At 71.6% G+C, this 23,269-nt stretch carries 15 protein-coding genes and 1 pseudogene; 6 read left to right on the top strand and 10 right to left on the bottom strand.

What is annotated here, in order from left to right; all coding sequences use genetic code 11:
* The first annotated feature begins 141 nt into the window (after nucleotides 1–141).
* On the top strand, nucleotides 142–870 hold the full coding sequence (locus tag ETD96_RS04510; protein WP_171068856.1) for a DNA alkylation repair protein: 729 nt from the start codon (nucleotides 142–144) through the stop codon (nucleotides 868–870).
* A 24-nt stretch (nucleotides 871–894) separates the two neighbouring features.
* Here ETD96_RS04510 and ETD96_RS04515 read toward each other — a convergent pair whose 3' ends face one another.
* A complete protein-coding gene (locus ETD96_RS04515) occupies nucleotides 895–1,926 on the bottom strand; it encodes a zinc metalloprotease (protein WP_138634503.1) in 1,032 nt (343 codons plus the stop codon).
* Between the two features lie 236 nt (nucleotides 1,927–2,162).
* Between ETD96_RS04515 and guaA the strand changes: the two genes are divergently transcribed.
* The gene (gene guaA / locus ETD96_RS04520; protein WP_138634506.1) at nucleotides 2,163–3,734 is read left to right on the top strand and encodes a glutamine-hydrolyzing GMP synthase; all 1,572 of its coding nucleotides are present in this window, start codon (nucleotides 2,163–2,165) and stop codon (nucleotides 3,732–3,734) included.
* A 70-nt stretch (nucleotides 3,735–3,804) separates the two neighbouring features.
* On the opposite strand, the gene ahpD is transcribed toward guaA, so the two are convergent.
* The 3 genes from ahpD to ETD96_RS04535 all read right to left on the bottom strand — a co-directional run bounded on the left by ahpD (nucleotide 3,805) and on the right by ETD96_RS04535 (nucleotide 5,980).
* Nucleotides 3,805–4,347, bottom strand: a complete 543-nt coding sequence (gene ahpD / locus ETD96_RS04525; protein WP_138634509.1) for an alkylhydroperoxidase, AhpD family — start codon at nucleotides 4,345–4,347, stop codon at nucleotides 3,805–3,807.
* 69 nt (nucleotides 4,348–4,416) lie between these two features.
* Nucleotides 4,417–4,977, bottom strand: a complete 561-nt coding sequence (locus ETD96_RS04530) for a peroxiredoxin (RefSeq protein ID WP_138634512.1) — start codon at nucleotides 4,975–4,977, stop codon at nucleotides 4,417–4,419.
* A gap of 367 nt (nucleotides 4,978–5,344) precedes the next feature.
* On the bottom strand, nucleotides 5,345–5,980 hold the full coding sequence (locus tag ETD96_RS04535; protein WP_138634515.1) for a TetR/AcrR family transcriptional regulator: 636 nt from the start codon (nucleotides 5,978–5,980) through the stop codon (nucleotides 5,345–5,347).
* A gap of 71 nt (nucleotides 5,981–6,051) precedes the next feature.
* On the opposite strand from ETD96_RS04535, the gene ETD96_RS04540 reads away from it, so the two are divergent.
* The 4 genes from ETD96_RS04540 (at nucleotide 6,052) to ETD96_RS04555 (ending at nucleotide 15,681) form a co-directional block, all read left to right on the top strand.
* Nucleotides 6,052–7,506 (top strand): carotenoid oxygenase family protein, encoded by a 1,455-nt coding sequence (locus ETD96_RS04540; protein ID WP_138634518.1) that lies wholly within the window; start codon nucleotides 6,052–6,054, stop codon nucleotides 7,504–7,506.
* A gap of 73 nt (nucleotides 7,507–7,579) precedes the next feature.
* Nucleotides 7,580–8,524 carry a LysR substrate-binding domain-containing protein gene (locus ETD96_RS04545; RefSeq protein ID WP_240807219.1) on the top strand — a complete coding sequence of 315 codons (945 nt, stop codon included), beginning with the start codon at nucleotides 7,580–7,582 and terminating at the stop codon, nucleotides 8,522–8,524.
* 122 nt (nucleotides 8,525–8,646) lie between these two features.
* Nucleotides 8,647–12,081, top strand: coding sequence for a bifunctional glycosyltransferase/CDP-glycerol:glycerophosphate glycerophosphotransferase (locus ETD96_RS04550; protein ID WP_138634522.1), 3,435 nt, complete (start codon nucleotides 8,647–8,649; stop codon nucleotides 12,079–12,081).
* A 60-nt stretch (nucleotides 12,082–12,141) separates the two neighbouring features.
* Nucleotides 12,142–15,681, top strand: coding sequence for a bifunctional glycosyltransferase/CDP-glycerol:glycerophosphate glycerophosphotransferase (locus tag ETD96_RS04555; RefSeq protein ID WP_138634524.1), 3,540 nt, complete (start codon nucleotides 12,142–12,144; stop codon nucleotides 15,679–15,681).
* 46 nt (nucleotides 15,682–15,727) lie between these two features.
* On the opposite strand, the gene ETD96_RS04560 is transcribed toward ETD96_RS04555, so the two are convergent.
* From ETD96_RS04560 to ETD96_RS47885, 6 genes and pseudogenes are all read right to left on the bottom strand, one after another.
* On the bottom strand, nucleotides 15,728–16,429 hold the full coding sequence (locus ETD96_RS04560) for a class I SAM-dependent methyltransferase (RefSeq protein WP_138634526.1): 702 nt from the start codon (nucleotides 16,427–16,429) through the stop codon (nucleotides 15,728–15,730).
* Between the two features lie 145 nt (nucleotides 16,430–16,574).
* Nucleotides 16,575–17,387: an SRPBCC family protein gene (locus tag ETD96_RS04565; RefSeq protein WP_240807221.1), complete on the bottom strand. Its 813-nt coding sequence runs from the start codon at nucleotides 17,385–17,387 to the stop codon at nucleotides 16,575–16,577.
* A gap of 164 nt (nucleotides 17,388–17,551) precedes the next feature.
* Entirely contained in the window at nucleotides 17,552–18,406 is an 855-nt protein-coding gene (locus tag ETD96_RS04570) for an FAD binding domain-containing protein (protein ID WP_138634532.1), read from the bottom strand.
* Nucleotides 18,403–20,802: a xanthine dehydrogenase family protein molybdopterin-binding subunit gene (locus ETD96_RS04575; RefSeq protein WP_138634535.1), complete on the bottom strand. Its 2,400-nt coding sequence runs from the start codon at nucleotides 20,800–20,802 to the stop codon at nucleotides 18,403–18,405. The genes ETD96_RS04570 and ETD96_RS04575 overlap by 4 nt, the downstream gene beginning before the upstream one ends.
* The gene (locus tag ETD96_RS04580; protein ID WP_138634538.1) at nucleotides 20,799–21,290 is read right to left on the bottom strand and encodes a (2Fe-2S)-binding protein; all 492 of its coding nucleotides are present in this window, start codon (nucleotides 21,288–21,290) and stop codon (nucleotides 20,799–20,801) included. Before ETD96_RS04580 ends, ETD96_RS04575 begins: the two co-directional genes overlap by 4 nt.
* 347 nt (nucleotides 21,291–21,637) lie before the next feature.
* Nucleotides 21,638–23,194 (bottom strand): annotated as a pseudogene (locus ETD96_RS47885) (alkaline phosphatase D family protein).
* Between the last annotated feature and the right edge of the window lie 75 nt (nucleotides 23,195–23,269).

The raw sequence follows: 23,269 nt of genomic DNA on the forward strand, positions 1-23,269 counted from the left end.
AGATGTCTATAAGAGACAGGCGGAGTCATCGCTGCAACAAGGGTGAATGCGAACAAACATCACGTCTTTGGCAAACCTGGACGAATCGGAATGGATAACGCTGAATACGGCGCCGTAGCGCGGCGGCGTAGCGTGTCCCGCATGGACGTGGAGGCCGAGGCGGCGCGGGTCCTGGCGGAGTTGCGCGCCCAGGGCGATCCGGCGCGCGCGCAGAGCGAGAAGAGCTATCTGAAGAGCGAGTTCGTCCACATCGGCGTGACCGTGCCCGCGCTTCGCAAAGTGGCCGTTTCTGCGGTCAAGGGCAAGCCCACGCGGGAAGAGGTGCTGTCCCTGGCCCGACTCCTCTGGGACGTCACCGACGAAGGACGTCCCGTCCATGAGGCCCGTATGGCGGCGATCGACGTGCTCGTCAAGCGGGCGGCCCTACTGGAGCCTCCCGACATGGGGGTGGCCGAAGCGCTCATCCGCGACTCGGCGAGCTGGGTGTACGTCGACCATCTCGCGGAGAAGGTCGTCGGCGGCCTGGTCATGCGCTACCCGGACCTGGCGGCGGCACTGGACGCGTGGGTCGCCGACCCCTACATGTGGATACGGCGTACGGCCGTCCTGGCGCTGCTGCCGGGCGTCCGTGCGGGAGACCCGGCTCTGGAGCGAATCAGCCGGTACGGGGACGCGCTGCTGGGCGAGCGCGAGTTCTTCATCAGGAAGGCCCTGGGATGGGTCCTCCGGGAGCTTTCCAAGAAGGACCCGTCCTGGGTGGTGAAGTGGGTGGAGCCCCGCCTGGGCGCCATCTCGGGCGTGACGCTGCGCGAGGCCGTCCGGCGGTTGCCCGCGGAGGAGGCCGCCCGGCTGCGCGGGCGGCCGTCCTGAACGCGGCGGGACGCGCTGGGCGTGTCAGGCGCGCTGGGCGCGCTCGGCGCGGTAGGCCGTCCACACCTTGTGCATGCGGGCGCCCTGGCCCGCGGTGAAGGACGTCATGCACGTGTCGTAGCTGTAGTCCATGTAGTTGTGCACCGGGTCGGCGCCGGCGGACGGGCAGGTGTCCTTGCCGGTCGGGCAGCCGTTCGACGGTTCGCGCTCGGCCGGGGTGTCGGCGACCCGGTCGCCCTGGCCGCCGCAGCCGTCCTGGAACGTGTGGTACAGCCCCAGCCAGTGACCCACCTCGTGGGTGGCGCTGAAGCCCTTGTTGAAGTGCTCGATGGCCCCGCCCGGCATGCTGCCGTAGTGGATGGTCACGCCGTCCATCTGGGGGTCGGTCTTGTACTTCCACGGGAACGTCGACCAGCCGAGCAGGTCGCCGCCGATGTAGGTGCTGTAGAGGTTCAGCGTGCCCTTGCCGCCCTGGTGCAGCATCGGCTTGTACGTGCCCTCGTAGCGCTCCGGGTCCTGGAACCAGGCGGCGCTGTCGGAGCGGCTGATCCCGCGGAGCGCGAAGGAGATGCGCGTGTCCGCGCCGCCGTTCCGTCCTCCGTAGGAGGCGTTCATGGTGGCGATCTGGCGGTTGATCGCGGCGGTGGAGACGTTGCCGCGCTGCCCGTCGTGGATCACGTGGAAGAACACCGGGATCGTGATCCGCGGCGCCGAGCGGAGGTCGCCGGCGTCCGACTGGCCGCCGGTCTCGTCCACCGGGCCGAGGCCGAGCCGGTCCAGGAGGCGGTTGAGGCGCTGCTCCACGGTGGCGGCCTGTGCGGGCGTCAGGTCGTTGCGCTCGCGGCCGTGGGAGCCCGACCGCAGGCGTGCCTGCGGGTGCGCGCAGTCGTCCGCGCCCGCGCGCACCGTGTCACCCAAGCGCAGGGCGTCGCCTGCGCGCACGGGCGCGGCGGAGGGCGGCCCGGACGGCGTGGCCGGCCCCGCCGGCGCGGCCGGCAAGGACGGCGCCGCCGGGACGAGCGCGGCGAGCAGGGCGGTGGCGGCGAGCAGCTTCACGGCACTCCTAGGGAGGTCGCTTGCGGACGGGAGCCATGCAGGCGTGCGCGATCGACTACAGGGCGTCATTAACTCGTATCAGAACGCAGCGCCCCGATGAGTGTGATCAAGGTAAATGGATGCCGACCGTTATCGGTGAATCGCACCATGTGACGACCGGGCGGGGGGTGCGGGGCATAGGCGCAGGCAGCGGGCCCGTAGACTGGAAGCCCCTTCCGGCCGTGCGAAAGGCTTAGTTGGTGGCCGCAGACCAGTCCTTTGACACCGTTCTCGTCGTCGACTTCGGCGCGCAGTACGCGCAGCTGATCGCGCGGCGCGTCCGCGAGTGCCATGTGTTCAGCGAGATCGTCCCGTCCACCATGCCGGCGGCGGAGATGCTGGCCAAGCGGCCGAAGGCGATCATCCTGTCCGGCGGCCCCGCGTCGGTGTACGCGGAGGGCGCGCCGGTGGCGCCCGAGGGGCTGTTCGAGATCGGCGTCCCGACGCTCGGCATCTGCTACGGCCACCAGGTGATGGCGCAGGCCCTCGGCGGGACGGTGGAGAACTCCAACATCGCCGAGTACGGCGGCGCGACCGTGGCCGTCACGTCCCCCGGCATGCTGTTCGCGGGGCTGCCGCACGAGCAGGCGGTGTGGATGTCCCACCGCGACTTCGTCAGCAGCGCCCCGGCGGGCTTCACGGTGACGGCGAGCACCGACGTCACGCCGGTCGCCGGCATGGAGGACCGGGACCGCGGCTTCTTCGGCGTCCAGTTCCATCCGGAGGTTCTGCACACCGAGCACGGAATGGAGATCCTGCGCCGCTTCCTGTACGAAGGCGCCGGATGCCGTCCGAACTGGACGATGGTCAACATCGCCGAGGAGTCGATCGAGGCCGTCCGGCAGCAGGTCGGCGACCGCCGGGCGATCTGCGCGCTGTCGGGCGGGGTGGACTCCGCCGTCGCCGCGGCCCTCGTCCAGCGGGCCATCGGCGACCAGCTGACGTGCGTGTTCGTCGACCACGGGCTGCTGCGCAAGGGCGAGCCCGAGCAGGTCGAGAAGGACTTTGTCGCCGTCACCGGGGTGAACCTGCACGTCGTCGACGCCCAGGAGCGCTTCCTCGCCGCGCTCGACGGCGTCACCGACCCCGAGCAGAAGCGCAAGATCATCGGACGCGAGTTCATCCGCGTCTTCGAGGAGGCCGCGCGCGAGATCGTCGGTGAGGACGCCGACGAGCCGGTCGAGTTCCTCGTCCAGGGAACCCTTTACCCGGACGTGGTCGAGTCGGGCGGCGGCACCGGCGCCGCGAACATCAAGTCGCACCACAACGTCGGCGGGCTCCCCGAAGACCTGCAGTTCGCGCTGATCGAGCCGCTGCGCTCGCTGTTCAAGGACGAGGTGCGCGCGCTGGGCGAGCAGCTCGGCCTGCCGACCGAGATCGTCTGGCGCCAGCCGTTCCCCGGCCCCGGCCTCGGCATCCGCATCATCGGCGCCGTCACCCGCGAGCGCCTCGACATCCTCCGCGACGCCGACGCCATCGCCCGCGAGGAGCTGACCCGCGCCGGCCTCGACCGCGACATCTGGCAGTTCCCCGTGGTGCTGCTGGCCGACGTCCGCTCGGTCGGCGTGCAGGGCGACAGCCGCACCTACGGCCACCCGATCGTGCTGCGCCCGGTGACCAGCGAGGACGCCATGACGGCCGACTGGGCGAAGCTGCCCTACGACCTGCTGCAGCGGATCTCCACCCGCATCACCAACGAGGTCCGCGAGATCAACCGCGTCACGGTCGACATCACGTCCAAGCCCCCGGGCACCATCGAGTGGGAGTGAGCGGCCGGGCGTGACCCGAACGGCCGAAGGCCCGGACGGCGCACCGTCCGGGCCTTCCGCATGTGCCGGGTCAGACGGTCGCGGGGGCCAGCGCGGCCTCGGCGTCCAGGGTCGCGGCCGTCGCGTTGACGACGGCGGCGATCCGCAGCGCCTCCTGGACGAGCTCGCGGGACAGGCCGGCCTCGCGGACGACCTTCTCGTGCGACTCCAGGCAGCGCCCGCACCCGTTGATCGCGGACACGGCGAGGCACCACAGCTCGAAGTCGACCTTGTCGACGCCCGGCCGGCCGATGATCGACATCCGCAGCTTGGCGGGCAGCGTCGCGTACGTCTCGTCCCCGATGAGGTGGGTGGCGCGGTAGTACACGTTGTTCATCGCCATGATCGACGCGGCGCCCTTGGCCGCCTCGAACGCCTCGGCGGTCAGGTAGTCGCCCGCCTCCTCGGCCAGTTCGCGGATGACGACGGCGCTCCGGGTGGCGAGGGCGCAGGCCAGGACCGTCCCCCACAGCTGCTGCTCGGTGAGCTGGGAGGTGGAGGTCAGCGAGCCCAGGTTGAGCTTGGTGTCCTTGGCGTAGCCCGGGAGGGCGCCCTTCAGCGCGTCAACGCTCATGATCAAGTGTCCTTTCCATGCGAACGGCCGGCCGCGCGACGCGGCCGGCCGTCGACGAACGAGGGGGGATCAGGCGCCGGCGCCGGCCAGCAGCTTGGTCGCGTCGAGGGTGTCCTCGCCCTTGTTCCAGTTGCAGGGGCACAGCTCGTCGCTCTGCAGCGCGTCGAGGACCCGCAGGACCTCCTTGACGTTGCGGCCGACGGACCCGGCGGTCACCATCGCGAACTGGATCTCGTTGTTCGGGTCGACGATGAACGTCGCGCGCTGCGCCACGCCGTCCGCGGTGAGGATGCCGAGGGCCTCGCTCAGCTCGCGCTTGAGGTCGGACATCATCGGGAACGGGATCTCGCGCAGGTCCGGGTGGTCCTTGCGCCACGCGAAGTGGACGAACTCGTTGTCGACGGACGCGCCGAGCACCTGGGCGTCGCGGTCGGCGAAGTCCTCGTTGAGGCGGCCGAACTCGGCGATCTCGGTCGGACACACGAAGGTGAAGTCCTTCGGCCAGAAGAAGACGACGCGCCACTTGCCCTCGTAGGACTTGTGGTTGATCGTCTCGAACGCGTTCTCGGCGTCCAGCGAGACGCAGGCGGTGAGCTCGTACTCGGGGAACTGGTCACCGACAGTAAGCACGCATGCTCCTTCGTCATGAGAAAGGGTCGCCTCCGCATGAGGAGGCGCAGGAGGGCCGCGGGGTTTCCGCCTCGGCGGCCGATGTCACTCAGAGTGCCGCCGCTCGATCAAAAAGAGAAATCGATAAATCCCACGAATGCGATAGGCATCGCCTATCAATCCCGAGCGCACCGCGGTGACCAGCGGAGATGTCGCACCCGGAAAACGCCGCCCGGACGAGCGGTAGACGTAAATCACACAGACTCGCCACAAATCGGGCTTAACACTGCGTAGCGCGCAAGTTTAGGGCGTTCGGCTTTCCGTGCACAACAGGTGACTAACGACTCACCTCGGGAGAGGTGTCGCGATCGCCCCGGTGACCCCGTGGTCAGCGGGCGCGGGCGGCGGCGTGGGTCGCGAGGGCCTCGGCCGCGTCGGCGAACATGTCGGCCAGGTCGGACGGGGTGGCGTCGAGCTCGCCGTCCAGCCAGGCGATGAGGTTCTCGCTCCAGCCCGCAACGAGCATCGTGGCGGTGAAGCGCATCTGCGCGTCGGCGGCGGAGGGGACGTCGTAGAACGTCCGCGCGTAGTCGATGACCTGGCGGGTGTTGCTGCGGAGCGCGGCGCGCTGGCGCGCGCGCAGGACGGGGCTGGCGGGCGCCTCGATCAGCGCCACGCGGACCTTGCGGGGGTCGGCGGCGCCGACCGCGAGGGCCTCCACGGCGGCGGAGCGGACGGTCGCGCGGAGCCCGGCGCCGGACCCGGCGGCGGTGACGCCGCGGGCGGCGGCCTCGGTGATCTCGGTGACGATGCGGTCGTAGACCTCGGTCAGCAGGGCGTCCAGGTCGGTGAAGTTCTCGTAGAAGTAGCGCGGGTTGAGCCCGGCGCGCGCGCAGACGGCGCGTACGGAGGTCGCGGGCAGGCCCTCGGTGCCGAGCAGGTCGAGCGCGGCCTCCAGGAGCGCCGCGCGGCGGTCGGCGCGGCGGCGCTCGGCGGTGACGCCGCCGTAGGTGCGGGAACTCACCCCGCAATCTTGACACAGCCGTTGCCAGATCCTACGTTTCTGGAAACGGATGTAGCCAGATGGAGGCCGCCATGGCCCTGACCACCGCTCCGGACATGGGGAAGATCTTCACCCCGCTGATGCACGAGCTCGACTACGCCGTCGACGAGATCGACGGGGAGCTCCCGTCCGGGCTCACCGGGACGCTGTACCGGATCGGCCCCGGGAAGTGGGAGGTCGGGCGCACCCTGATGCACCACCTGTTCGACGGCGACGGGATGGTGGCGCAGTTCGCCTTCGACGGGCGCTCGGTGCGGTTCCGCAACCGCTACGTGCGGACGCCGCAGTTCCGGGACGGCATGGTCGCCGGGCGGGCCCGCAAGCCCGGCGTCGGGACGGCCCTCCCCGGCGGTTTCTGGACGAACTTCGCGAAGTCGAAGGGGCCCGCCAACGCCGCCAACACCGGGATCGCGGTGCACGCCGAGCGGCTGCTGGCCCTCTGGGAGGGCGGGCCGCCGTACCGGCTCGACCCCGACACCCTGGAGACCCTCGGCGTCGACGACTTCCGCGGCCGCCTCCGGGGCATGCTCAAGGCGTTCTCCGCCCACCCCAAGTGGGACCCGGCGACCGGGGAGATGTTCAACTTCGGCCAGGAGTTCGTGCCGTTCCCCTCGCTGAACTGCTGGAAGGTCGACCGGCGGGGCCGGATGCGCCGGCTCGCCACGGTGCGGATGCTGGACCTGCCCTGGAACCACGACGTGGCGCTGACCGCGCGGCACATGGTCTTCGTCCTGGACCCGTACATGTTCGACGTGCGCACGATGCTGCGCGGCGGGCCCATCTTCGACGCGATCCGGCACCGTCCGGAGAAGGGCACCCGGTTCGTGCTCGTGCCGCGCGACGGCGGCCCGGCGCGGATCGTGGAGCACGAGACGCTCGTCCACCTCCATGTCGCCAACGCCTTCGAGGACGGCGCGGACACCGTCGTCGACCTGGTGCAGTTCGATGACTACGAGGCGATCAGGCGCGACCTCACCGGCTTCCGCGCGCGCTTCCCCGGGCTGCCGTCCAGCCGGCTGATGCGGTACCGGATCACGCCATCGGGACGCGTGATCGAGACGCCGCTGGCCGACGTGAACGGCGAGTTCCCGCAGTACGACTGGCGCCGCTCCACGCGCAGGCACCGGTACACCTACATGGCTGGACGGACGGGTTCCGAAGGTCAGTACGACCAGGTCCTGAAAGTCGACAACGACACCGGCCGCACAGAGACCCATGAGGTCGGGCCGCACGCGTACGTGGGCGAGCCCATCTTCGTGCCCCGTTCTCCCGACGCGGCCGAGGACGACGGTTGGCTGCTGGCCGTGGTGTACCTCGCCGCAGAACACCGGTCGCAGCTCACCATCCTGGACGCTCGCGGCCTGGAGAGCGTCGCGGCGCTGAAGCTGAAGCACCACCTTCCGTTCGGTTTCCACGGCACGTTCACGAGCCGTGTCGCCGACCCCGGCGCCCCCATCCCGCACCCCGACCGACTCGCGCTGTGGTGAACGCCACGGCCGTTTGACCAGGGCCGCATCACTCTTCGTAATGGCGGTTCGATACCGTTCGGTCGAGATGGCGATGAGCAGACCGACGGTGGCGCAGTTGCGGGCGTTCCTTGCGCTCGCCGAGCATCTGCACTTCAGGGACGCCGCCGCCGCGCTGCGCATGAGCCAGCCCGCGCTGTCCGGAGCCGTGGCCGCGCTGGAGGACACCCTCGGCACCCGGCTGGTCGAACGGACGACCCGCAAGGTCCTGCTGACCCCGGCGGGGGAGCGGGTCGCACGGCGGGCGGAGGTCGTCCTAGCCGAACTGGACCGCCTGGTAGACGAGGTCAAGGCCGTCCAAGGGACGCTTGTGGGGCCGCTCAGGGTCGGTGTGATCCCGACCGTCGCGCCGTACCTGCTCCCGCTGGTCCTGCCGAGGCTCGCCAAGGAGTTCCCCGACCTGGAGCTGTCGGTCCACGAGGAGCAGACCGAGCACATCGTCGCCGAACTGCTCGCCGGACGCCTCGACGTGGTGCTGCTGGCGCTGCCCGTCGCCGCGGACGGCGTCGCGGAGATCGTCCTGTACGACGAGGACTTCGTGCTCGTCGCGCCGCCCGGGTTCGAACTGGGCGACGAGGAGGTCCCGCGCGAGGCGCTGAACGACCTCGACGTCCTGCTGCTCAACAAGGGCCACTGCATGCGCGACCAGGCCCTGGACATCTGCCGGGACGTCGGCGCGCGCGCCGCCGCCGCGACCTACGCGACGAGCCTGGCGACGCTGGTCCAGCTCGTGTCGGGCGGGTTCGGCGTGACGCTCGTCCCGGAGACGGCGCTGCCGGTGGAGACGCGCCGGGCGCCGAACCTCGGCCTGCACCGGTTCGCGGCGCCGGCGCCGTTCCGCCGGATCGGGCTCGGGTTCCGGTCGACGTCGCCGCGCGCGGAGGAGTTCGAGGCGCTCGCGGAGAGCGTCCGCGGCGCCGTCGCCGACTCCGGGGTGGCCGACGGGGTCCGTCCCGGCGGGTCAAGCGCCGAAGCGTAAGGCTGCGGTAAATCGCGGCCAGGTGAGGTCAAGTCTGCGTCAGGGGACGGGACGGCAATGGCGATGCGTGTTCATGTGGTGGCGTAACGTCACCATGCTCTGTGGGGCGAGGAGGAGGCCCCATGTCCCCGAAGCTCAGCGTCGTCGTGCCGTTCCACAACATCGAGGAGTACTTCCAGGAGTGCCTGGAGTCGCTGGCCGGTCAGACGCTGCGCGACCTTGAGGTGATCCTGGTGGACGACGGGTCCACCGACGGCAGCGCCGTCATCGCCAAGGAGATGTGCGCCCGCGACCCCCGGTTCCGCCTGTTCATGCGTGAGCAGGAAGGTCCCGGGCCGGCCCGCAACGCGGGGGTGCGGCAGGCGCGGGGCGAGTACCTGGCCTTCGCCGACGCCGACGACGTCGTGGACCGGGACGCCTATACGAGGCTCGTCGCGTCCCTGGACCGGACGGGTTCCGACATGGCGAGCGGCAACGTCCAGCGCATGGACGAGGAGCGCACGTGGCAGTCGCCCCTGCACGACGGTGTGTTCACGGAGACGTGCCTGCGGACGCATGTGTCGTCCAAGCCGGTCCTCATGCGCGACCGCACGCCGTGGAACAAGGTGTACCGGCGTGCCTTCTGGGACAAAGCCGCTTTGGAGTTCCCCACCGGCTTCTACGAGGACCCTCCCGTCATGGCGCGCGCGCACGCCCTGGCCCGTTCCGTGGACGTCCTCAGTGAGACGGTCTACTACTGGCGCAGGCGGCCGGGGTCCATCACCGGCGACCGCCATGACCGGGACAACATCCAGCAGCGGTTCGCGTCCGCGTCCGCGCTGCGGGAGGCGATGGCCGAGTACGCGCCCCAGTTCCTGAACGCCTACGACGAGCACTCGCTCATCGAGATCGACCTCCGCATCCTCCTGGAGGCCCTCCCCAGAACGCAGGACGAGCACCGCGAGGAGCTCGTCGCGACGGGCGCCGCGCTGGCGCGCCGGATCGGCCCGCGCGTGCTGAAGCGGCAGCCCGCGATCATGCGCCTGCAACTGCACCTGCTCTGCCGCCGGATGCTGCCGGAACTGCTGGAGGTGCTGCGGTTCGTCCGGCTGCGGAGGGTGGCGGACGCGCCGCGCGTCCGGCGCGGCCTGCGGCACCGCTGGTACGCCGAGTTCCCGTTCTTCGAGGACGAGGAGCGGGGCGTCCCCGCGCACGTCTACGACGTGACCGACGAGCTGACGCCGGTCGCGGCGGTCGACCGCGCCGACTGGGTGGACGGGCGACTCCGCATCGAGGGGCACGCCTACATCCGGCACCTGGACTCCTCCACCGAGGACGGGTCCCGCATCCGGCTGTGGCTGGTGGCGGCGAACAAGCGCGGCCTCATGCGCGTCCCGGTCACCCGGGTCCGCCGGCCGGACGTGACCGCCCGGTCGCGGCAGTCGGCGGTGTCCTACGACTGGTCCGGCTTCGCCGCCGAGATCGACCCGGCGGCGCTGAAGATGTTCGGGCGCTGGCGGGACGTCGACTGGGTGCCGTGCGTGGAGATCGTCAACCGGGGCCTGCGGCGCCGCGCCACGCTCGGCAACCCGCGCCTCACCCCCCGGCAGTGGCCGGACGACCTTGAGTGCGCGCCGGGCGTCCGCGTGCAGGGCGTCGCCGGGCGGCACCGGTTCACCGTGCAGGTGCGGCGGACGCCCGCCGCGGTCGTCGGCTGCCATCTGGAGGGCGGCGAGCTGTGCCTGGACGGCTGGACCCGCGCCCCGCTCGGCGACGAGCCGCGCGTCACCGCGACGCCGAAGGCGGGGCGGGCCACCGTGACGGGCCCGGTGGAGAGCGTCGGCGGCGAGGGGTTCCGGGCCCGGCTGCCGGTCGCCGGGCTGGTCCGGCGGGAGGGGAACTGGGAGATCGCCCTGCCGGGCGGCGTCAAGCCGTACCTGGACGCCGACGCGGCCGGGACCGGGCTGCCCTTCCCCGGCGGGGAGCTGGAGATCGCCAGGACGCGGCGGAGCACGCTGCGGATCGTCGTGCGCGGGCGGGCCCTCATCGTCGACGAGGTGTCCTGGTCGCCCGAGGGCGCCCTGCACTTGGCGGGGACGTGCACCGACCGCGTCGGACGACCCGACTCGCTGACGCTGCGGCGGCGGCGCTCGTCCGAGGAGCACGCCGTCGGGCTGCTGTGGGACGGCGACCGCTTCACCGCGAAGTTCGCACCCGCGCGCATGCCGGTGTTCGGGCTGTCGCGTCCTCTGATGGCCGGCCGCTGGGACGTCCTCGCGACCGTCGGCGGGCAGGAGCAGCCGGTCGTCATCAGGCGCCACAGCCTGCGCGCCCTGCCGGAGCCCTTCGAGGCGGGCCTTCACCGCATCACCGTCCGCGTCCAGAAGACCGACCAACTGCTGCTGCGGGTCGAGACCGCGCTGGACGACGACGAGCGCGGCGCCTACGCGCAGAGCCGGATCCGGTCCGGGCACTACAGACGCCACCTCAATCTGCCCGTGCGCGACCTCGCCGTGTTCGACGCGTACCGGGGACGCCAGTACTCGTGCAATCCGCGCGGCATCTACGACGAGCTGCGGCGGCGCGGCACCGACCTGGAATGCGTGTGGGTCACCGAGAACGGGCAGTTCGGCCGTCCGTCGGGTGCCCGCACCGTCCTGGTCGGCACGCGCGAACACTACGAGGCGCTCGCCCGCGCGCGCTACGTGTTCGGCAACTGGTCGCAGAGGGACTGGTTCATCAAACGTGAAGACCAGACGTACGTGCAGTGCTGGCATGGAACGCCGCTGAAGAAGCTGGGCTACGACGTCAAGGAGATGCCCTTCAAGCGCACTGAGGGCGTCGACTGGATGGAGTACGACGTCCCCCAGTGGGATCTGCTCCTCGCGCAGAACGCGTTCTCCGTGCCGCTGTTCCGGCGGGCGTTCCGCTACGGCGGTGACGTCTTCCAGAGCGGCTATCCCCGCAACGACATCCTGAACAGCCCGCACCGCGAAGAGATCGCGGCGGCGGTCAGGCGGCGGCTCGGCATCCCCGGGCACAAGCGGGTCGTGCTGTACGCGCCGACATGGCGGGACGACTTCCACCACGCCATCGGGAAGCGCGCGTTCAGCCTCGAACTCGACCTCGACCAGTTCCGGGCCGCGCTCGGCCGCGACCACGTCCTGCTGCTGCGCACGCACTACCTCGTCACCGACCGGCCGAAGCTGCGGCCGGGCGACTGCGTGATGGACGTGTCCGTCTACCCCGACATCTCCGAACTCTTCCTGATCTGCGATGTGCTCGTCACGGACTACTCGTCGTCCATGTTCGACTTCGCCGTCACCGGCCGGCCGATGGTGTTCTTCGCCTACGACCTGGAGCGCTACCGCGACCACGTGCGCGGCTTCTACTTCGACTTCGACGCGGAGGCCCCCGGGCCGCTGCTGCGGACGTCGCGGGAGGTCGTCGAGGCGCTGCGCGACCCGGCCGCGCTCGACGCCGGGTTCCGGGACGCGCGCGCCGCGTTCACCGCCCGGTACTGCCCGCACGACGACGGCCAGGCCGCCGCCCGCGTCCTCGACCGCGTGCTGCGCTGACCCCGGCCGCCCGCCGCACCACCTCGCTCACCCCGCTTCCACCCCATCACGGAGTCGCTCGTGTCCCCGCAGATCAGCATCGTCGTCCCGTTCCGCAGCACCGGCGGCCGCCTCGCCGAGTGCCTGGAGTCGCTCGCCGCGCAGACGTTGCGCGACGTCGAGGTGCTCATGGTGGACGACGCGGCCGACGACGGCGACGTCGCCGTCGCCGAGGAGTTCGCCGGGCGCGACGACCGCTTCACGCTGCTGCGGCCTGATCCGGACGCACCCGCCGGTGACGCCGGCGTCGAACAGGCCAAGGGCAGGTACCTGGCGTTCGCGGACGGCGAGGACGCGCTCCCGCCCTACGCCTACGAACTGCTGGTCGGCACCCTGGACTCCACCGGATCGGACATCGCCGGCGGAAACGTCATGTGCCTGGACGAGGACCAGGTGTGGCAGTCCCCGCTGCACAGCGAGCCCTACGCGAAGACGATGCGGTCGACGCACGTGACCCGGCACCCCGCCCTCCTCCAAGACCGGATGCTCTGGAACAAGGTCTACCGCCGTTCGTTCTGGGACGCGCACAACCTCGAACTGGGCACGGACCAGGACGCCCTGGTCGCCGTCCAGACCCAGCTCCTGGCCTCCCTCGTGGACGTGCTGGACACGACCGTCTACTACTGGCGCGACCGCCCGGGAACCGCGACGCGGCTCCGTCCCGACTCGGCCCACATCATCCACCGGATGGCGACCCTCACCGCCGTGCGGAACTACGTCCACGACCACGCGCCGGAGCTTCTCGCCGTCCACGACATGTACGCGCTGGACCTCGACGTGCGCGAGCTGATGCTCGCCCTGCCGGGCGCCACCGACGAGGAGCGCGAGCGCCTGGTCAAGCTGGGCGCTGAGGTCGTCGCCGACGCCGACCGTTCGGCCGCCGCCGGGCTGGAGGCGATCCGGCGCCTGGAACTCCACCTGCTCAGCGAGCGGAAGGTGCCCGAACTGCTCGACGTGCTCCGCTTCGAGGCGAACGGCCTCCAGGACGTGCCGATCGTGTCCAAGGGGCGCCTGCGTCCGCGCTGGTACGCCCGCTACCCGTTCTATGAGGACGCTGAGCTCCGCGTCCCCGAGGCCGTGTACGAGGTCACCGAGGAGATCGGCCTGCTGGCGGACGTCGACGGGGTCGAATGGGACGTCGACACCCTCATCGTCCAAGGGCACGCCCGCTTCGACCGGTTCGAGGTGTCGTCGGAGGCGGACTCCCGCATCCGGCTCTGGATGCGGGACGCGAAGACCGGGCGGGAGATCCGGCTGCCGGTGGAGCGGGTCCGCCGCCCGGACGTCACGGCGGCGTCAGGCCAGTCGGCGGTGTCCTACGACTGGTCGGGCTTCACTGCGCGGGTGGAGCCGGAGTACCTGCTGGACGGCGACGAGTGGCGGACGGCCACCTACGAGCTGTTCGCCGAGGTCTCCACGGCGGGGCGCAGGGCGGCGCAGCGGCTCACCACGACCGCCCCGGCCGTGCGCTGGACGGCGGCGCGGCAGGTGGACGAGCACGTGGCCGTCCAGCCCGCCGCCGGTGACGACGACCTGTTCGTGGTCCACGTCAAGCGGGCCAAGGCCGTCCTCACCCGCATCCGCGTCGACGGGGACGCGCTCGAACTGTCCGGCTGGACGCGGCGCGCCCTCGGCGCCGGCGCCGCCATGGTCGCGGCCCGCCGGCACGGCGGGGAGGAGGTCCGCGGCGAGGTGACGCTGCGCCAGTCGTCCGTCCTGCGGATGGCGGAGGGCACCGGCTTCGACTTCACGGCCCGGCTGCCGCTGGAGTTCCTGTCCTCCCTGCGGGACGGCCCCGCACCCCGCCAGGCGCACCTGCGGGACGCCATCGACTGGGACGTCCGGCTGACCGGCGAGGGCGGCCCGCTGCGGCTCACCGTCGCGAGCAACGTCAAGCCGGTGCGCTGCCTGCTGCCCGCGACCGCCGGCGGCGGGCGCAGGGAGTTCGCGCTGACGCGGACGGCGTTCGGCAACCTGCGCGGCGTCGAGCGCAGCGTCCGCCCGGTCGTCCGGACGGCCGAGTGGGACGCCGACGGACGGCTCACGCTGCACGGCGACTTCGCCGACCCCGAGAACCGCCCCGACCATTTCGTGCTCCGGCGGCGCAGGTCCGGCGACGAGCAGCGCGTCCCCGTCACCTGGGAGGACGGCAACTTCTCCGCGGCCTTCACACCTGCCGCCATGGCCGTCTTCGGGACGGACCTGCCGTTGAGCAGCGGAACATGGGACATGCTGGCGCGATCCACCGAGGGGGACGTGGCGGTCGTCGTCGAGCGCGAGGCGATCCCGGCTCTGCCCGCCTGGCGACGCGTCGGCACGCACGAGTTCGAGGTGGGCGTCCACCAGATCGATGCGCTGGTACTGCACAGCCGTCCCGCCTACGGCGACGACGAGCGAGGCGGGCACGCGCAGGTGCAGCTCTGGCAGCGCGACTACCCCGTCTACCTGCGCAGCCCCCTGGCGGACATCGCCGTCTTCTGCAGCTACGCCGGAACCCAGTACAGCTGCAGCCCCAGGGCCATCTACGAGGAACTCGTACGCCGCAACACCGACGTGGAATGCGTGTGGGTCACCCAGGACGGCCAGTTCTCCATCGACGCCCAAGAGGACGCCAAGACCAGGACGGTGCTGGAAGGAACCCGCGAGCACTACCGCGTGCTCGCGCGCGCACGGCACATCATCACGAACCACTGCCTTCCCGGCTGGTACATGAAGCGCGAGGGCCAGACCTACGTCCAGACCTGGCACGGCACCCCGCTGAAGCGCATCGGCCACGACCTCAAGGACGTCCCCTACCAGCGCGGCGAGCAGCGGCCCTGGCTGGACTGGGAGGTGCCGCGATGGGACCTGCTGTTGTCTCCGAGCCCGTACGCCACCGAGGTCATGCGTCAGGCGTTCCAGTACGAGGGCGAGGTCATGGAGACGGGCTACCCGCGCAACGACGTCCTCAGCACCCCCGAGTGGGAGAACATCGGGACGGGCATACGCAAGCGCCTGGGGATCCCCGACGGCAAGAAGGTCGTCCTGTACGCCCCGACATGGCGGGACGACCGGCGCCATGCCCCCGGCAAGCAGGGCTTCTCACTCGCACTCGACATGGACGCCATGCGCCAGGCACTGGGCGACGACCACATCGTCCTCCTGCGGGCCCACCACGCCGTCACGGACAAGGCCCCTGTGGTGACGGACGACTTCGTCATCGACGTCACCCGCTACCCCGACGTGGCCGAGCTCTACATGGCGGCGGACGTGCTCGTCACGGACTACTCGTCCGCCATGTTCGACTACGCCGTCCTAGGGCGCCCCATCGTCCTCTACACCTACGACCTGGAGTGGTACCGCGACCATCTGCGCGGCCTCTACATCGACCTGGAGGCGGAGGCGCCCGGCCCGCTCGTGAGGACGCCGGCCGAGGTCGCCGAGGCGGTCAAGGCCGCGCCCGGCAGCGAGGAGCAGTACGCGGACGCCTACGACCGCTTCTTCGTGAAGTACTGCCCGCACGACGACGGGAAGGCGGCGGCCAGGGTCGTCGACCGCCTCTTCGGCGACGGGAGCGCGTGACGGGGCGCGCGTGACGGGGGGCGCATGACGGAGGGCGCGTGACGGGTCAGCCGGGGCGGCGGGCCCGTGCGAACAGCCGGGTGCCGGGGCAGCCGCCCAGCGGCAGCCGCCGCTCCAGCGCGGCGGACAGCCGCAGCGCCTCGTTGGCGAGCGGGTGCAGCGGGGCGAGGTCCTCGCGGCGGGCCGTCCGGTGCCTGAACCGGCGCAGGAGCGGCCGGAGCAGCACGCCCCGGCTCCACAGCCCCTCCAGCACCAGCCCGGCGCCCTCGACCAGCTCGGTGAGCGCCCGGCGGGTGTAGCGGCGGACGCGGCCGACCGCGACGTCATGGGCCGACCACAGCGCCATGTCGCACGGCACGGACACGAGCGCGACGCCGCCCGGCCGCAGCACCCGGGCGATCTCCGCCGCCGCGCGCGCGTCGTCCTCGATGTGCTCCAGGACGTCCAGCGCCAGCGCCAGGTCGTACTCGGACGGCGGCAGCGGCAGGTAGCGCGCGTCGCCCTCGTACGCCTCGGTGCCGTGCGCGCGCGCCAGGGACACCGCGTCCGGGCTCAGGTCGATGCCCGTCGCGTGCCAGCCGTGCTCGGCGAGGAGCCGGCAGGCCGCGCCGGACGCGCAGCCGATGTCGACGGCCGTCCCCGGCATGCTGAACCGCAGCAGTTCCGCGGTCAGGACGTCCCGCCGCTCGCGGTACCACCAGTTGTCGTTCTCGATCCGCGCGACCCGCTGGAGCTCGATCGTGTCCACGGGACAAGCCGACGGCATCGGCGGCGGCGCGTTCCACCGTCGTCGCCGTACACGGGCGGATCGTTGACCCGTGCTTGACCCCGCCCCTGCGCTCGGCCCTCCGCCGACCGGCACTGCCGACCGGCCCCGCGGACCGGTCCCGGCGTCAGCGCTTGCGGCGGCGCCGCCGCACGAGGAACCGGATGGCGAGCAGCAGCGCGACCAGCCCGCCGAGCGCCGGGACGGCCCGCTTGGCGACCGAGGGCCCCGCGACCTCCAGCAGGTCGATCGCGTCCTCCTCGTCCGCCACGTGCAGCGGGCGCCGCGCGGGACGCTCCGGCGCGGCGGCGGGGACGGCCGCCTCGGCCCTGGCGGCGGCCTCCTCCGTGGCCTGCACGGGGCCCGGCTTGTCCTCCGGCTCCGCCGGCTCCGCGGGCGCCTCCGGCTCCAGGTCCGGCACGGCGACGGGCTTGGCGGGGGCCTCGGCCGCCCCGGTCGGCGCGGCCGGCGCCTCGGCACCCCCGGCCGCCTCGCCGGACGACTCCAGCTCGGCCGCCAGCGCCTTCGCGAACCGTGCGATGATCTTCGAACCGACCTCGGACAGGATGTTGCGGCCGAACTGCGCGGGCCGCCCCGTCACGTTCAGCTTGGTGTGCACGGCCACCCGCGTGGTGCCGTCCTCGGCGTGCAGCCGCGCCTGGACGGTCGCCGACGCCGTGCCGGAGCCGCGCGCCTCCTTCGCGGCGGCCTCCATCGTCACGGCGCGGCCGGCCTCGTCCGCCGAGACGATCCGCGCGGTGCCGCGGTAGGTGATGGTCATCGCGCCGACCTTCACCTTCATCCGCCCCGAGTACTCCTCGCCGTCGACCGAGTCGAGCGTGGCGCCCGGCATGCAGGCCGCGACCCGCTCCACGTCGAGCAGCACCGACCAGGCCTGATCCACCGGTACGGGGACGGTGAATTCGTGGTCGAGCTCCATGAGCAAAGTCCTTATCGTCCGGAGAACTTGTCCGCGACCCTACGGCGGTGGTCCGCCGCGTCGCCAGTGGGGTCCGCCGACAGGCGGTCCGTTACCCGGCGGGGGTGCGATCATGCGGCCGGGCCCCGGGGCGACGGGGCCCGGCCGCATGCTCGCTGCTCGGATCAGCCGGCGGCCGCCGCCAGCGCCCGCGCGGTGAGCACCGTCGCCAGATGCGTCCGGTACTCCGACGAACCGTGCAGGTCGGTGGGCGGCTCGGTGCCGGCCGCGGCCTGCGCGGCGGCGGTGCGGTACGCGTCCTCGGACGCGGGCCCGCCCCGGACGGCGGTCTCGACCGCGCTCGCCCGCACGGGCACCGGGCCCATGCTGCTCAGCGCGACCCGCGCCTCCCCGACGCCGTCACCGTCGCGGCGGACGGCGCACGCGACGCCGACGATCGCCCACGCCTGCGCCGTCCGGTGGAACTTCTCGTAGTGCACGCCCCAGCCCGCGCCGAGCTTCGGCACGCGCACGCCCACGAGCAGCTCGTCGGGTTCCATCGCCGTCGTCATCCAGTCGACGAAGAACTCCGCCGCGGGGATCTCCCGCTCGCCGCGCACGGACCGGACGAGCAGCACCGCGTCCAGCGCCAGCGCGACCGCGGGCAGGTCGGCGGCCGAGTCGGCGTGGGCGAGCGACCCGCCGAACGTGCCGCGGTGCCGGACGGCCGGGTCGGCGACCGTCTCCGTCGTCACCGCGATCAGCGGGGCGTGCTCGCGCACCAGCGGGTCGCGCATCACCTGGTGGTGCGTCGCCATCGCGCCGATGACGATCGCGTCGCCGGCGTCGCGGATCTCGCGGAGCCCGTCGAGCCGGTCCAGGTCGATCAGCGCGTCCGGGATGGCGAGCCGCATCCGCAGCAGCGGCATCAGGCTCTGCCCGCCGGCCAGCACCTTCGCGTCCTCGCCCGCGTCCGACAGCGCCCTGACGGCGTCGTCGACCGTGGCGGGCCGCGCGTAGTCGAACGTCGCGGGGATCACAGGTCACCTCCGGCCGAGCCGAGCCCGCCGCCGGCGCCCGGTTCGGCGGCCGCGGGCGTGGATTCGGCGCGCAGCGCGCGCCAGACGCGTTCGGGCGTGCACGGCATCGGCACGTCGTGGACGCCGTGCGGGCGCAGCGCGTCCACGATCGCGTTGACGACCGCCGGGGTGGAGGCGATCGTGCCCGCCTCGCCGACGCCCTTCACGCCCATCGGGTTGGACGTGGCCGGGGTCTCCGTGCGGTCGGTCGTGAACGTCGGCAGGTCCATCGCCGACGGGATCAGGTAGTCGGCCATCGTGGTCGTCGTCAGGTTGCCGTCGTCGTCGTACACGGCCTCCTCGTAGAGCGCCTGCGCGATGCCCTGCGCGAGCCCGCCGTGGACCTGGCCCTCCACGATGAGCGGGTTGACGACCTTGCCGACGTCGTCGACCGCCACGTACTTGCGGATCTTCACCATGCCCGTCTCGGTGTCGACCTCCGCCGCGCACAGGTGCGTGCCGTGCGGGAAGGAGAAGTTGTCCGGGTCGAACGTGGCGTCGGAGTCGAGCGAGGGCTCAATGCCGTCCGGCAGGTCGTGCGCGGCGAACGCGGCCAGCGCGACCTCCTGGAGCGTCTTGCCCTCCTGCTGGACGCCGCGGACGCTGAACCGCCCGCCGCTGAACTCCAGGTCCTGCTCGGACGCCTCCAGCAGGTGCGCGGCGACCTTGCGGGCCTTGTCGACGACCTTCTCGCAGGCGGAGAACAGCGCGACCCCGCCCACGGCAAGGGAACGGGACCCGTAGGTGTCCATGCCCTTGTGCGAGATGGCGGTGTCGCCGTGCAGGACCTTCACGTCCTCGAACGGGACGCCGAGCCTGTCCGCGGTGATCTGCGCCCAGGCCGTCTCATGGCCCTGCCCATGTGCGGACGAGCCCGTGACCACCTCGACCTTGCCGGACGGCAGGACGCGTACAGCCGCGTGCTCCCATCCGCCTGCGCCGTAGGAGAGCGAGCCCAGCACGCGCGAGGGCGCGAGCCCGCACATCTCCGTGAACGTGGACACGCCGATGCCGAGCTGGACGGGGTCTTGCCGCTCCCGCCGGTCGGCCTGCTCGGCGCGGAGCTTGTCGTACTCGAACAGCTCCAGCGCCTTGTCGGTCGCCGCCTCGTAGTTGCCGGAGTCGTAGGTGAGGCCCGCGATCGTCTCGTACGGGAACTCCTCGTGCTTGATCCAGTTGCGGCGGCGGACCTCGATGGGGTCGATGCCGAGCTCGTTGGCGAGCTCGTCCATCAGCCGCTCGATCGCGTACGTGGCCTCGGGACGGCCCGCGCCCCGGTACGCGTCCGTGGGCATTTTCGTCGTGAAGACGCCCGTGCAGGTGAACGACAGCGCGTCCATCTTGTAGATGCCGTTGAACATGAACGCGCCCAGCAGCGGGATGCCGGGCGTGACCAGCATGAGGTACGCGCCCATGTCGGCCAGCAGATCCACCTTCAGGCCGCGGATGCGGCCGTCGCGTTCGGCCGCGAGCGTGAGCCGCTGGATCTGGTCGCGCCCGTGGTGGACGGTCATGTTGCCCTCGCTGCGCGTCTCCGTCCACTTGACCGGGCGGCCGAGCCGGCGGGCCAGCAGCAGCGCGAGGACCTCCTCCCCGTACACCTGGAGCTTGGAGCCGAAGCCGCCGCCGACGTCCGGGGCGACGACCCTGATCCGGTGCTCGGGGATGCCGGTGACCGTGGCCAGCATCAGCCGCAGGATGTGCGGGATCTGCGTCGCCGAGTACAGCGTGAACTCGTCGCCCTCCGGGACGCACAGCACCGACCGCGGCTCCATCGCCGTGGGGATGAGCCTCTGCTGGATGTAGCGGCGCTCGATGACGACCGGGGCGTCCCTCATCGCGGCGTCGAGATCCCCGTTCTCGAACACCCACGTGTAGGACTTGTTCGTCCCCAGGTCGTCGTGCACGAGGTCGGCGCCCTCGGCCAGTGCCGCCTCCATGTCCACCACCGCGGACAGCGGCTCGTAGTCGACGTCGATCTCTTCCAGGGCGTCCACGGCGGCGGCCTTGTCGCGGGCGATGACGCACGCCACGGGTTCACCGACGTAGCGCACCTCGGTCACCGCCATGGGCGGGTGGTCCGGGTGCTTCATGTCCTCGGTGACGACCCATGCGCACGGCAGCGACCCCTGCTCGTCGGCGAGGTCCTGCCCGCTGAACACCGCGACCACGCCGGGACTCTTCTTCGCCTGGGACGTGTCGACGCCCGTGATCCGCGCGTGGGCGAGCGGGCTGCGCAGGAACGCCACGTGCAGCGTGCCCGCCGGGGTCATGTTGTCGGTCCACCGGGTGCGTCCGGTGATGAGCCGGGCGTCCTCCGACCGCTTGCGCGGACTGCCGACCTCCTGCACGGTCACGGCGTCACCTCCCGCCCGGCGGGCTCGCGCATCTCGCTCGCCGCCCGCCGCACCGCCTTGACGATGTTCTGGTAGCCCGTGCACCGGCACAGGTTGCCCTCAAGCCCCTCCCGGACCTCCGCCTCGGACGGGTCGGGGTTCTCCCGCAGCAGATCCAGCGACGCCATGATCATGCCGGGCGTGCAGTAGCCGCACTGGAGCGCGTGCTCCTCGTGGAAGGCGCGCTGCATCGGATGCGTTTCACCGTCGATGCCGAGGCCCTCGACGGTCGTCACGTCGCGGCCGTCCGCCTGGACGGCCAGCACGGAGCAGCTCTTCACGCTCATCCCGTCCATCAGGACGGTGCAGGCTCCGCAGTTGCTGGTGTCGCACCCGACCGGGGTCCCGACCTTTCCCAGCCGTTCGCGCAGATAGTGGACGAGAAGGAGGCGCGGTTCGACGTCGTCTTCGTACGTCGTCCCGTCGACCTCGACACGGATACGTGGCATGCGTTTCTCCCAGGGACGTCTCGGGGTGGACATGGAGAGAGAAGTCCCCAGGGCGGGGCGCGCTGGTCAGGCCACGTCATCGGGGCCACCTCCGTGGAAGGCGACCCTACGAACCTATGCCGGGGTTGAATTCCGTACTAGCCCCTGGGATCGCTTATTTGCCGACGTCTGATGCAACGATGGCCGTTGTTGCACGCGAAAAGGAACCTTCGGGGTAAGAGGGCGTTATGTTCCTCTTCTCCTCCTCTCGCCTTGGCTGTCTGGGTTCCTTGGCTCTGACACTGGTCCTCAGCGGGCTCGTCTATCTGCTCATCAGCCGCTGACCCGGTGCCCGGCCCGGCGGCCGTTCAGCGGCGCGGCGAGAGGATCTCGGTGTGCAGGGCGGTGCCGTGGAGGTCCCGCAGGTGGACGGTGAGCGTCTCCGACCGTCCGTCGATCTCGACCTCCCCGAAGAACTGGAAGCCCTCGGCCGGGGACGTGTTCGCGCGAGGCGGCGCCTGGACGAACTTGAGCTGGGGACCGAACGTGCCGTCGAGCTTGTTAGGTCCAAAGGCGCCGGCGTTGAGCGGCCCCGAGACGAACTCCCAGAACGGGTCGAAGTCGGAGAAGGCGGCCTTCGCGGGGTCGTAGTAGTGGGCCGCCGTGTAGTGGACGTCCGCGGTCAGCCAGACCATGTTCCGGACGCGGTGCCGCCGCGCGTACGAGAGCAGGTCGGCGATCTCGCGCTCGCGGCCGAGCGGGGCCCCGCCGTCGCCCTGGGCGGCGGACTCCTGCGCGGTGCCGTCGGGGACGATCAGCCCGATGGGCAGGTCCGCCGCGACGACCTTCCAGGTGGCCTTCGAGTGGCGCAGCTCGCGCTTGAGCCAGGCCGCCTGCTCGGCGCCGAGCAGGCCGTCCCGCTGGGTCGGGGACGTGCCGGCGTCGTTCGGGGACTTGTACGTCCGCATGTCGAGCATGAAGACGTCCAGCAGCGGGCCGTAGGAGATCTTCCGGTAGAGGCGGCCGGAGCGCGCCGTGCGGACGGGCGTGTATTCGAGCATCGCCCTGCGCGCGCGCCCCGCCAAGACGTCCACCCGCTTCTCGGTGTACTGCGGGAGGTCGAGGATTTCACCCGGATACCAGTTGTTCGTGACCTCGTGGTCGTCCCACTGGTAGAGCATCGGGACCCGCGCGTTGAACGCCCTGAGGTTCGCGTCCATCAGGTTGTAGCGGAACTGCCCTCGGTACTCGGCGAGCGTCTGCGCGACGGCGGACTTCTCCTAGGTGACGATGTTGCGCCACGTACGGCCGTCCGGGAGCGCCACCGTCTCGGTCAGAGGGCCGTCGGAGTAGACGAAGTCGCCGCTGCACAGGAAGAAGTCGGGGTCGCGGCGGTCCATCGCCGTGAAGATCCGGTAGCCGCCCAGGTCGGGGTTGATGCCCCAGCCCTGCCCGGCGAGGTCGCCCGACCAGACGAAGCGGATGTCCTGCCGCCGCCGGGGCGCGGTGCGCAGCCGCCCGGCGACCGGCTCGGACGACAGCCCCCGGTCGAGGTCGGCCAGCCGCACCCGGTAGTGCAGCTCCTCGCCCGGCGGCAGGCCGCGCAGCAGCGCCCTGCCGGTGAGGTCGGTGTCCGGGGTCACGACGGGGCCGCGCACGGTGCGGGCGTCCCGGAAGTCGGGCCGGCGGCCCACCTCGACGAGCATCCGGGCGGGACGGTCGGAACGCGCCCACACCACGGCCTCCCGCGCGGTCACGTCGCCGCTCTGCACGCCGTGCGTGAGGGCCGGGCGGCCGCGCAGCAGCGCCGCGGCGGGCCGCGCGGCCATGGTCGGCAGCGCCGCGGCGCCGGTCATCAGAAGGCCACCGCGCAGCACGGTTCGACGGTCCATGGGTGCTCCGTTCCTTGATCCGCTCCCGGGCATGCTCGCCGGGCGGAACGGATTCGCGGTGGACACGCGATGATCGGTTTGACAATCCTCGGTGACCGAGTGTCTCCT

The organism is Actinomadura geliboluensis (assembly GCF_005889745.1).
Taxonomy (GTDB): Bacteria; Actinomycetota; Actinomycetes; order Streptosporangiales; family Streptosporangiaceae; genus Spirillospora; species Spirillospora geliboluensis.

What these genes read in the sequence shown, in the direction of transcription:
- ETD96_RS04510 (WP_171068856.1), top strand. Translation starts at nt 142, where the DNA reads ATGGACGTGGAGGCCGAGGCGGCGCGGGTCCTGGCGGAGTTGCGCGCC.
- ETD96_RS04540 (WP_138634518.1), top strand. Translation starts at nt 6,052, where the DNA reads ATGGCCCTGACCACCGCTCCGGACATGGGGAAGATCTTCACCCCGCTG.
- ETD96_RS04580 (WP_138634538.1), bottom strand. Translation starts at nt 21,290, where the DNA reads ATGCCACGTATCCGTGTCGAGGTCGACGGGACGACGTACGAAGACGAC.
- ETD96_RS04550 (WP_138634522.1), top strand. Translation starts at nt 8,647, where the DNA reads ATGTCCCCGAAGCTCAGCGTCGTCGTGCCGTTCCACAACATCGAGGAG.
- ETD96_RS04545 (WP_240807219.1), top strand. Translation starts at nt 7,580, where the DNA reads ATGAGCAGACCGACGGTGGCGCAGTTGCGGGCGTTCCTTGCGCTCGCC.
- ahpD (WP_138634509.1), bottom strand. Translation starts at nt 4,347, where the DNA reads ATGAGCGTTGACGCGCTGAAGGGCGCCCTCCCGGGCTACGCCAAGGAC.
- ETD96_RS04565 (WP_240807221.1), bottom strand. Translation starts at nt 17,387, where the DNA reads ATGGAGCTCGACCACGAATTCACCGTCCCCGTACCGGTGGATCAGGCC.